Annotated in this window: 10 protein-coding genes; 3 read left to right on the forward strand and 7 right to left on the reverse strand. The window is 72.4% G+C overall.

Annotated elements, in window-relative coordinates; genetic code table 11:
* Nucleotides 1–151: 151 nt before the first annotated feature.
* Nucleotides 152–1,498: a magnesium transporter gene (mgtE, locus tag NHL53_RS06470; protein ID WP_433776030.1), complete on the forward strand. Its 1,347-nt coding sequence runs from the start codon at nucleotides 152–154 to the stop codon at nucleotides 1,496–1,498.
* 90 nt (nucleotides 1,499–1,588) lie between these two features.
* On the opposite strand, the gene NHL53_RS06475 is transcribed toward mgtE, so the two are convergent.
* Genes NHL53_RS06475 through NHL53_RS06495 form a run of 5 tightly spaced genes read right to left on the reverse strand, consistent with a single transcriptional unit; the run spans nucleotide 1,589 to nucleotide 6,403 of the window.
* Nucleotides 1,589–2,707: an adenosine deaminase family protein gene (locus tag NHL53_RS06475; protein ID WP_433776031.1), complete on the reverse strand. Its 1,119-nt coding sequence runs from the start codon at nucleotides 2,705–2,707 to the stop codon at nucleotides 1,589–1,591.
* The gene (locus tag NHL53_RS06480) at nucleotides 2,704–3,777 is read right to left on the reverse strand and encodes an ABC transporter substrate-binding protein (protein ID WP_433776032.1); all 1,074 of its coding nucleotides are present in this window, start codon (nucleotides 3,775–3,777) and stop codon (nucleotides 2,704–2,706) included. Before NHL53_RS06480 ends, NHL53_RS06475 begins: the two co-directional genes overlap by 4 nt.
* A 21-nt stretch (nucleotides 3,778–3,798) precedes the next feature.
* Entirely contained in the window at nucleotides 3,799–4,788 is a 990-nt protein-coding gene (locus NHL53_RS06485; RefSeq protein WP_433776033.1) for an ABC transporter ATP-binding protein, read from the reverse strand.
* On the reverse strand, nucleotides 4,785–5,582 hold the full coding sequence (locus NHL53_RS06490; RefSeq protein ID WP_433776034.1) for an ABC transporter permease: 798 nt from the start codon (nucleotides 5,580–5,582) through the stop codon (nucleotides 4,785–4,787). The genes NHL53_RS06485 and NHL53_RS06490 overlap by 4 nt, the downstream gene beginning before the upstream one ends.
* Nucleotides 5,579–6,403, reverse strand: a complete 825-nt coding sequence (locus tag NHL53_RS06495; RefSeq protein WP_433776035.1) for an ABC transporter permease — start codon at nucleotides 6,401–6,403, stop codon at nucleotides 5,579–5,581. Before NHL53_RS06495 ends, NHL53_RS06490 begins: the two co-directional genes overlap by 4 nt.
* Nucleotides 6,404–6,552: 149 nt before the next feature.
* Here NHL53_RS06495 and NHL53_RS06500 point away from each other — a divergent pair, with 149 nt between their 5' ends.
* Nucleotides 6,553–7,506 (forward strand): LacI family DNA-binding transcriptional regulator, encoded by a 954-nt coding sequence (locus tag NHL53_RS06500; RefSeq protein ID WP_433776036.1) that lies wholly within the window; start codon nucleotides 6,553–6,555, stop codon nucleotides 7,504–7,506.
* On the opposite strand, the gene NHL53_RS06505 is transcribed toward NHL53_RS06500, so the two are convergent.
* On the reverse strand, nucleotides 7,481–8,086 hold the full coding sequence (locus tag NHL53_RS06505; protein ID WP_433776037.1) for a helix-turn-helix domain-containing protein: 606 nt from the start codon (nucleotides 8,084–8,086) through the stop codon (nucleotides 7,481–7,483). The genes NHL53_RS06500 and NHL53_RS06505 overlap by 26 nt on opposite strands.
* A 67-nt stretch (nucleotides 8,087–8,153) precedes the next feature.
* Here NHL53_RS06505 and NHL53_RS06510 point away from each other — a divergent pair, with 67 nt between their 5' ends.
* Nucleotides 8,154–9,095, forward strand: coding sequence for an NAD(P)/FAD-dependent oxidoreductase (locus NHL53_RS06510; protein ID WP_433776038.1), 942 nt, complete (start codon nucleotides 8,154–8,156; stop codon nucleotides 9,093–9,095).
* A gap of 54 nt (nucleotides 9,096–9,149) precedes the next feature.
* On the opposite strand, the gene NHL53_RS06515 is transcribed toward NHL53_RS06510, so the two are convergent.
* Entirely contained in the window at nucleotides 9,150–9,821 is a 672-nt protein-coding gene (locus tag NHL53_RS06515) for a PepSY domain-containing protein (protein WP_433776039.1), read from the reverse strand.
* Nucleotides 9,822–9,987: the final 166 nt, after the last annotated feature.

Raw genomic sequence — 9,987 nt, forward strand, 5'->3', positions numbered from 1 at the left:
GGCGGAGTCTCGCGGAGGAAGGGAGAATCCTGTATCCGGCGGTCCCGCCGCCGGGTCGTTGCGATCTTGTGACCGAGGGTGCAGGAAACGCCTCCTCCCCCGCCCCGATCACTAGGGTCGTGTGGGGGTTCCGCGACGAGGGAGGTGCACGATGGACGAGGAGTTCGACGAACTCACCGAGCGGATGCGGGAGGCGCTGCGAGAACAGGATCTCGCCGCCGCGTCGCGGACGATCCGCGCGCACGATCCGCACGACATCGCGCGCCTCCTCGCCCGCGAGGACACGGAGGATCGCGCCGTCGTCTACCGGCTGCTGCCTCGCGACCTCGCCCTCGACGTGTTCGAGCTGCTCGAGCCCGAGATGCGCTCGGAGCTCATCCAGGGGCTGCGGCGCGAGGACGTCGCCCGCGTGTTCGAGGAGCTCGACCCCGACGACCGCGCGCAGCTCATCGACGAGCTCCCCGCCGGGGTCGCCGCCAGCCTCATGGCGGGGCTCTCTCCCGCCGAGCGCGCCCTCACCGCTCCCATGCTCGGGTTCGACGCCGACAGCATCGGGCGCTACATGAGCACCGAGTACGTGCGCCTGCGCGACGACATGACGCTCGGCGACGCCCTGTCGCACGTGAGGCACCGGGGTCGCGGCGCCGAGACCGTCTACCAGCTGCCGGTGACGGATCCGAACCGCGGCCTCCAGGGCATCATCAGCATGCGGTCGCTCGTCATGGGGCGCCCGCACGAGCTCGTCTCGGAGCACATGAGCGACGCCGTCGCCCTGCACGCGACGGATCGCGCCGAGGACGCGGCCCGCGAGGTCGTCGCCGCGCGCCTGCTCGCCGCTCCCGTGCTCGACAGCGAGGAGCGGCTGCTGGGGCTCGTCACGATCGACGACGCGCATCAGCTCATCGAACGCGAGGAGGACCGGCGCGCCGCCCGCCAGGGAGGCGCGGAGCCGCTCGGCCGGCCCTACCTCACGACGCCCGTCCTGCGGCTCGTGCGCTCGCGCGTCGTGTGGCTGCTCGTCCTCGCGGTCTCGGCGCTGCTCACGGTGCAGGTGCTCGGCGCGTTCGAGGACACCCTCAGCCAGGTCGTGACCCTCGCGCTGTTCGTGCCGCTCCTCACGGGAACGGCCGGCAACACGGGATCCCAGGCGGCGACGACCGTGACCCGCGCGCTGGCGGTGGGCGAGGTGCGGCCGAAGGACGTGTTCCTCGTGATGTGGCGGGAGGTGCGCGTCGGCCTCACGCTGGGCGCCCTGCTCGGCGGGCTCGGCTTCGTGCTCGCGAGCCTCGTGTTCGGGATGCACTTCGGCGAGGTCATCGGCATCACCCTGCTGTGCATCTGCACGCTCGCGGCGACGGTCGGAGGCATGATGCCGCTGCTCGCGCGGGCGGTGGGCGCGGATCCGGCCGTCTTCTCCACGCCGTTCATCGCGACGTTCTGCGACGCGACGAGCCTCGTCATCTACTTCGCGATGGCCACCTGGCTCATGGGGCTGTAGGCAGATCCCACAGCGTCGCGACGGCGGCGGAGGCACGGGCGCGCATGGCCGCGAGCCTACCGCCCGCTCCTGCCGCCCGCGCCCCGTGCCTCATGCCAGGTCGAACTCCCGGTCGAGCGCGTCGACCTCGCTCTCCACCTCGGCCCGCAGCCGCGCCTTCTCCGCGGCGGGCAGCCAGCAGGCGTCCGCCGCGCGGAGGGCCATCGCCCGCAGCTGCGCGTGAGTCGCGCCGATCTGCTCGGAGAGGATCTCGTACTCGTTCGCGAGGCTCGTCGGGAACATCCCGGGATCGTCGGAGCACGGGATCACGCCGAGCCCCTCGTCGAGCATCGCGCGGATCGAGGCGCGGCGCCAGGGCCGCCACGACCGGCGCGAGGTGGTGGACGCGACCGTGAAGGTCACGCCCTCGTCGCGCACGCGCTCGATCACCGCGGCGTCCTCGAGCACGTAGTACCCGTGGTCGATGCGGTCGCATCCGAGCAGATCCAGGCAGGTGACCGTGTTCTGCGCGGTCGGCGCGTGCTCGGACGCGTGCGCGGTGCGGCCGAGTCCGGCCTCCCCCGCCAGCCGGTACGCGTCGGCGAACCGCTCGGGCGGGCCCGCCGTCTCGAGGTTGTCGAGGCCGATGCCCGCCACGTACTCGTGCGGGTGGTCGACGACCTCGCGCACCCCGGCGAGCGCCTCCTCGCCGCTCTTGGAGCGGTCGATGCCCTTGATCATCCGGCCCGTCATCCCGAAGTCGCGCTCCGCGAGGCGGATCCCCTCGGCATACGCCTCGACGACGCCCGCGTAGCCGAGCCCGCGCAGGTGCTCCGGGATGTCGTCGAAGAACAGCTCGAGATGCCGCGTGCGGCTCGTCCGGTGGGCCTCCTCGAACGCCTCGTAGACGATGCGGGTGAGGTCGTCGGCGTCGCGCAGCACCTCGGTGACCCACCTCGACGCCTGGAACAGCGAGTACGACACCTCGGGCTCGTCGGCCGAGCGCCCCTGCGGGACGGGGATCGCCGTGTCTCGGTAGAGGGCGGGGTCCGGGGGCAGCGAGTTGATGTCCGCGAAGATGCGCTCGGGGTCGTCGGGCAGCGCGAGCCCCTCGCGGCGCGCCAGCTCGGCGAAGGTCGAGGCGCGCACGGTGCCGATGAGGTGGCAGTGCAGGTCGACCTTCGGCAGGCGCCGGATCCAGTCGGCGGGGACGGAGGCGGCGACGGTCAAGGCGCCGTCACCTCCCGGGCGAACCGGTCGACCCACTCGTCGCGGGTGGGCACGAGCTCCGCCGGGTCGAGGGTCGCGTAGCCGGCGGCGACCGGGTCGGCGGCGATGTCGCCCACGACGGCGGTGAGCTCCTCGGGGATCTCCGCCTCGGGGTTCACGGGGAGGTCGCCCACGAGGTCGGCCGACGCGGTCTGCGCGTCGACGCCCAGCAGGTAGTCGATGAAGGCGTGCGCCCCCTCGGTGTTCGCGGCTCCCTCGGGGATCATCGCGCGGTTCGTCGCCATGAACGCGCCGCTGTCCGGCGCGGTCCAGGCGATCGGCTCGCCGGACGCGATGAGGTCGGTCGCGAAGGCGTTGAGCGACGCGGCGGCCACGATCTCGCCCTGGGCGAGGAGGTTCGTCACCTCGGTCGACGAGCTGTAGAAGTGCAGGATCCCCGGAGCCCAGTCGGCCATCGTCGCGAACGCCGTGTCGACGTCGTAGGGACCGGATCCGTACGTCTCGGCCACGCCGCTGACCGTCAGCTGCCCGGCGGTCACGGAGATGTCGGGCAGCGCGAGCCGGCCCGCGTAGGCGTCGTCGCCGTAGAGGTCCCAGCTGGCGGCCGCCTCGGCGTCGATCTCGTCGGTGCGGTAGAGGGTGCCGTTGACCTGGTAGCTGTAGGCGGGGCCCGCGTACGCCTCCTCGGTCGCGAAGTCGGCGATGCTCTCGAGGTTCGGCACCTTCTCCGGGTCGACCTGCTGGAACAGGCCCTTCTCCTGGCCGAGCGCGGCGTAGTAGTCGCTGATGAGCACGACGTCGACGTCGGGGTTCACGCCGCCCGCCAGCTCGAGCTGCGAGAGGCGGTCGGCGTTGGATCCCGTGTCCACCTCGACCTCGATGCCCGTCTCCTCCGTGAACGGGTCGAAGACGGCCTCCTGCATCTGCTCCACCCCGAACGGGAAGGTGCTGACGACGAGGGTGTCGGAGTCGGCGTCGGAGGAGCCGGACGACGAGCAGCCCGCCAGGACGACGGCGCCCGCGGCGAGCGCGGAGAGGCCGACGAGGCGGAGGGGCGTGTGACGCGACATGCGCGGTCCTTTCGCGGTGGGTCAGTTCTCGATGGAGATGAGGTGCGACGCGGCGGCGGAGACGACCACGTCGTCTCCCGGGGTCACGCTCGGCGCCCCGTCGGCGCGGACGTCGGAGAGCAGCGTGACCTCGCCCTCCGCGTCGCGGGCGACGACGGTGATGAGCAGGTCGACGCCCCGGTAGGCGACGTCGGCGACGACGCCGGGGAGCGACAGGCCGTCGGCGCCCGCGGAGGACGAGACGAGCAGGTGCTCCGGGCGCACGGTCACGAGGCCGTCGCGCGTGCGGAGGAAGTTCTCGTATCCGAGGAAGTCGGCGACGAACCGGTTGGCGGGGGCGCCGAACACCTCGGAGGGGGCGCCCTGCTGCATGATCCGTCCCGCGCGCATGAGGACCATCTCGTCGCTCATCTCGAGCGCCTCGTCCTGGTCGTGCGTGACGAGCACGACCGTGAGGCCCGTCTCCGCCTGGATGCGCCGGATCTCGGCGCGCATCTGCACGCGCAGGCGGGCGTCGAGGTTCGACAGGGGCTCGTCGAGCAGGAGGAGGCGGGGGCGGATCGCGATGGCGCGGGCGAGCGCCACGCGCTGCTGCTGTCCGCCGGAGAGGGCGCGCGGCTTGCGGTCGGCGAGATGCTCGAGCCCGACGAGGGCGAGGCACTCCTCCACGCGGGCGGTCCGCTCCGCGCGGCTCGCGCCGCGCAGCTTGAGCCCGTACGCCACGTTCTCGGCGACGGTCATGTGGGGGAACAGCGCGTACGACTGGAACACCATGCCGAGCCCCCGCTTCTCGGGCGGCGTGCGCGTCATGTCGGTGCCGTCGATGAGGATCCGGCCCTTCGTGGGGCGCGTGTACCCGGCGAGCATCCTCAGCGAGGTCGTCTTGCCGCACCCCGACGGGCCGAGCAGGGTGGTCAGCTTGCCCGCGGGGATCGTCATGTCGACGTCGTCGACCGCCGTGAAGTCTCCGAACACCTGCGTGACGGACTCGAACTGCGCTGCGGCGCTCATCGGTTGATTCCTCCGAAGATCTTGGCGAAGCCGACCGTGCGCTCGGCGATGACGGCGATCACGACGGTCCCCGCGAGGATGAGCGTCGAGATCGCGGCGACCATGGGGTCGTAGCTCTGCTGCACGTAGTCGAGCATCGTGATCGGCAGGGTCTGGGTCTGGCGGCTCTGCAGCAGCAGCGAGAGCGGCACGTTGTTGAACGACGTGATGAAGCTGAGCAGCGCGGCCGAGAAGATGCCGGGGCGCAGCAGGGGCAGCGTGACGGTCCAGAAGGTGCGCATCGGCGAGGCGCCGAGGCCGCGCGCGGCCTCCTCGAGCGATCCGTCGGATCCCGCGAGCGCCGCCCCCGTCACCCGCACCGCGTATGGCAGGAGCAGCGCGGTGTGGCCGAGCAGCAGCACGGGCCAGTTGTCGATGCGGAAGGTGACGATCAGCTGCTGGAACAGCGCGAGGCCGACGACGAGCTCGGGCACGATCAGCGGGGAGAGGAAGAGCGCCTCGACGACGCCCTTGCCCGGCAGCGCTCCGCGATGGATCGCGAGCGTCACGGGCACGCCGACCGCCAGGGCGAGCACGGTGGCGAGGATCGCGATCTCCGCGCTGGTCACGAGGGAGCTCATGAACGGCTGATACGACAGCGCCTCGCCGAACCAGCGCAGCGAGAGCCCCTCGGGAGGGAAGCGCAGGGTGCTGCCGCCGGTGAACGCCGTGGCGACGACGAACAGGATCGGCACGATCATGATGATGTAGCCGGCGACCGCGAGGGTCGCGGCGACGGGACGGCGCTCGCTCATGCCGTGGCCCCCTTCCGGCCCGCCAGCGAGGAGATGCCGGAGACGACGAACACGAGCACCGTCATGATGATGGCGGTGGCCGAGGCGCTGGCCCAGTCGATGGTGACGCTCGAGTACGTGAACAGCTGCGTGGACAGCATGCGGTTGCCGGATCCGCCCAGCAGGTACGGCGTGGTGTACGCCGTGACGGATCCGGCGAAGACGAGGGTCGCGGCGACGATGATGCCCGGGAGCGACAGCGGCAGCACGACGTCGCGGAAGGTGCGCCCGCGGCTGGCGCCGAGGCCGCGCGCGGCGTCGTCGAGGCCGGCGTCGACCTGCGAGACGGCCGAGTAGCAGGTGATGATGGCGAGCGGCAGGAACAGCTGCGTGAGGCCGAGCACGATCGCGAGCGGCGTGTAGAGCAGCTGCGGCGCCTCGTCGACGATGCCCAGCCCGGTCAGCAGCTGGCCGATCGCGCCGTTGGATCCGAGCACGACGAGCCATCCGAACGTGCGGACGACGTTGCTGAGCAGCAGCGGGAAGATCGCGAGCGCGAGGAGCACCCCCGACCAGCGGGAGGAGGTGCGCGCGAGCAGGTAGGCGACCGGGAAGCCGAGCAGCACGCACACGAAGGTGACGATGAGGCTCAGCAGCAGCGTGCGTCCGATGATCGCGAGGTCGTACGGGTCGACGAGCATCTCGCCCAGACGCACGAAGATGGCGCTCGTCTCGGTTCCCGGGGGCGCGAAGAGCATCGCGAGCGCCGGCACGAGGAAGCCGAGCAGCAGGAACGCGAGCCCTGGCAGCAGCAGGAGCGCGGTCGTGGACCTGCTTCTCATCTCTCCCCTTTCGACGGGTGTGCAACCGTTTGCACGACAGAATAGAACGGATCGGGCCGGAGCGCCACATCACCCTCGAGATCGACCGCGCCTCTTTCACGCAACCGTTTGCTCGCTCCCCGTAGGATCAGGGGAGGAAAGGGAGAGGGATGCCCACGATCGCTGATGTCGCCGCGCTCGCGGGCGTGTCGAAGTCGACGGTCTCGCGCGCGCTCTCGCGCCCCGAGATGCTGTCTCCCGAGACGGTCAGGCGCGTGCACGTCGCGGCGGAGAAGCTCGGCTACGTCGCCAACCGCGCCGCGCGGATCCTCGCGGGAGGGAGCACGGGCGTCGTCGCGCTGGTCGTGCCCACCCTCGACAACAGCTTCTTCACGCCCATCATCGCGGGGGCGCAGGCGCGCGCGGACGGCGAGGGACGGCAGGTCACGGTCGCCGTGCACTCGTTCGCGCAGGGAGCCGGGCTGGCGACGTTCGAGAGGTTGGCCCGTCAGGTCGACGGGTTCATCATCGTGGCTCCCGGCGGCAGCGACGACATCGTGCGGGCCGCGGCGACGAAGCCCGCGGTCCTCGTCGACCGCGAGATCGAGGGGATGTCGTCGGCGGTGGCCGACACCGCGTCGGCCTTCGCCCTCGTCGTCGAGCACTTCGTCCGCACCGGGCGGCGGCGCCTCGTCTACGTCGGCGGGCCCGGCAACTCGTGGCAGGACGCCCAGCGCACCGCCGCGGTGAGGGAGGCCGCCGCGCGCGTCGGCGCGACGGTCGAGATCGTGGGCCCCGTCCCGCCGACCTTCGCGGCCGGGGCCGCGGCGGCGCAGCAGGTGCGCGCGCTCGCGCCCGACGCCGTGATCCCGTATGCGACCGCGCTCGGCCTCGGCATCCAGCACGTCTACCTCGTCGCCGGCGAGACCCCGCCCCCGGTGAGCTCGGAGCGCGCCATCGTCGAGGTGCTCGGCGCCCCCGACGTGCCGGCCATCGACGTCGACGGCGAGGTGCTCGGAGACGTGGCCGCGCGCCTCATCACCGAGCGGATCGCCGACCCCGGCGGCGAGCCCCAGCGCGTGCGGCTCGCCGTCCCCGTCACGTGGGGCGACGCCGCCCGGTGACCTCGGCCGCGGCGGCCCCCTCCTCCGCGACGTGCGTGTGCATGCGCACGCCCTCGTCGTTGAAGATGCTGATGACCTCCGCGGGGCGCCCGCCCGCGGCGCAGATCGCGTGCGGCGTGCGGGTGTCGAACTCCGCAGCCTCTCCCCGCGCGAGGACGAGGTCCTGGTCTCCGAGCAGCAGCCGCACGCGTCCGGTGAGCACGTAGATCCACTCGTATCCGTCGTGCGTGCGCGGCTCGGGGGCGGATCCCCCGGAGACGGGCGGATAGGCGATGCGGTAGGTGTGGATCGGCGCGTGCTCGGGAGCGAGGGGCGCGATGACCATGCCGTCGCGGCGGATCACCGGCCGCCGCACGCGGGGATCGGCCGTCGACGGCCGCACGAGGTCGTCGAGACGCACGCCGAGCAGGCGGGTGAGGGGCAGGAGGAGCTCGAGGCTCGCCTGGCGCTTCCCCGACTCGAGCCGCGAGAGCGTGCTGGTCGACATCTCGGCGCGCACGGCCAGATCGTCGAGCGTCCATCCGCGGGCGAGCCGCGCCGCGCGCAGCCGCGGACCGACCTGAGCGAGCGCATCCTCCACGTGATCCCCCTTGCCGTTTCCGCAAGCCTCTTGGCGATTCTTCCACGCCGCGTCGGACACTGGGCGCATGGAACCGCAGAACGACATCCCCTGGGACGCGATCGTCGTCGGGGGCGGCCCCGCCGGCCTCTCCGCCGCCCTCATGCTCGGCCGCGCCCGCAGGCGCGTGCTCGTCGTCGACGGGGGCAGCCCGCGCAATCGGTTCGCCGACCGCATGCACGGCGTCCTCGGACACGAGGGGCTCCCGCCGGCCGACCTGGCCCGCAGGGGTCGCGACGAGTGCGCGGGCTACGGCGTGCGCTTCGCCGAGGGGTCGGTCGCCGGCGTCGCGGATCTCGAGGGCGGCGTGAGCGTCTCCCTCGAGGACGGCGCCACGCAGCGCGCTCGCGCTCTGATCGTCGCGACCGGCCTCTCCGATCACCTGCCGCCCGTCCCCGGTCTCGCCGAGCGCTGGGGGCGCACCGTGCTGCACTGCCCGTACTGCCACGGGCACGAGGTCGCCGACCGCCGGCTCGGCGTGCTCGCCGCCTCGCCGATGGCGATGCATCAGGCTCAGCTGGTGCGCCAGTGGAGCGACGACGTCGTGCTGTTCTCCGCGGGGATGGGACCCGTCGCGGTCGAGGACGAGCAGCGTCTCCGCGCACGCGGGATCGAGATCGTCGGCTCACCCGTCGTCGAGGTCGCCGGCGACGGGGACCGGATCGACGCGGTCGTGACCGACGACGGACGGCGCACCTCCGTGGACGCGATCTTCACCGCCGCGACGCCCCGTCCGCACGACGGCTTCCTGGACGCGCTGGACCTGCCCCGCACGGAGGTGCCGTTCGCGGCGGTCTCCGTCCTCGAGACGGATCCCACGGGCCGCACGGCGCACCCGCGCATCTGGGCGGCGGGGAACGTCGTCAGCCCGATGGCGAACGTCCCCGCGGCGATGGGAGCCGGATCCTTCACGGGAGCAGCCGTCAACGGGGCGCTCGTGGAGGAGGAGTTCGACCGCGCCGCGGCCTGAGAAGACGGCGAGGGGCCGGACGGGGATGCCCGTCCGGCCCGTCGCCGTCGGCGTTCAGTCGTCGGTGCCGACGACCTCGCCCGACTCGGCGTCGACGACGACGTCGCGGTCGCCCGCCGACGTCAGCACCTCCACCTCGAAGAAGGTGCCCTCCCAGTCGCGGTCCAGCGACCACGACGTGACGGTCCCCTCCACCTCGCCGGTGGCGGCCGCAAGAGCGTCCGCCGGCTCGACCAGGCCCGCCGCGTCGATGATCTCCTCCGCGATCTCGGCGGCGTCATCGTCGTCGAGCTTCTCGCTCTCCTCGTGCAGGACCTCGCCGCTCGTCGCGCTGATGGTCGCCTCGTACTCCTCGCTGTCGGATGCGAGCTCGACGGAGTAGGCGTACTCGGAGCGCTCCCGCTCGAGGCCGATCGAGATGAGATCGCCGTCGAACGACTCCTGCGCCGTGGTCACCGCGTCCTGCCAGGTGACCGACGCCTCGAACGACGACAGGTCGTCCGCCTGGTCGCCGGCGGCGGGGCTCTCCTCCGACGCGGCGCCCTCGTCCTCCGGCTCCGTCTGCCCGCCGGTTCCCTGCTCCGCCTCGCGCGGCGCCTCCTCCTCGGCTGGGTCGTCGCTCGTCGAGCAGCCGGCGAGAAGCAGCGCGGATCCGACCGCTGCGAGGCTGAGGAGCCCGAGGCCCCGTGCGCGTCGCGCCGCGTCCATGGTGTCCATCGCGTTCATGACGCCCCCCTTCATCGATGGGATCCCGGCATCGGCAGCCGGGCCCGTCAGCATAGGAAGGGCTCCTATGAGCCGGCCCCGAATCGCGGAAGGCGCTCCTGCAGACGCGAAAAGGCCCCGTGGTCGGGGCGTCTCTGCGCGTCAGCGCGGAGTCGGCCCGACCACG

Origin of the sequence: Microbacterium sp. gxy059 (assembly GCF_050958665.1) — a bacterium.
In the GTDB taxonomy this organism is placed as follows: domain Bacteria; phylum Actinomycetota; class Actinomycetes; order Actinomycetales; family Microbacteriaceae; genus Microbacterium.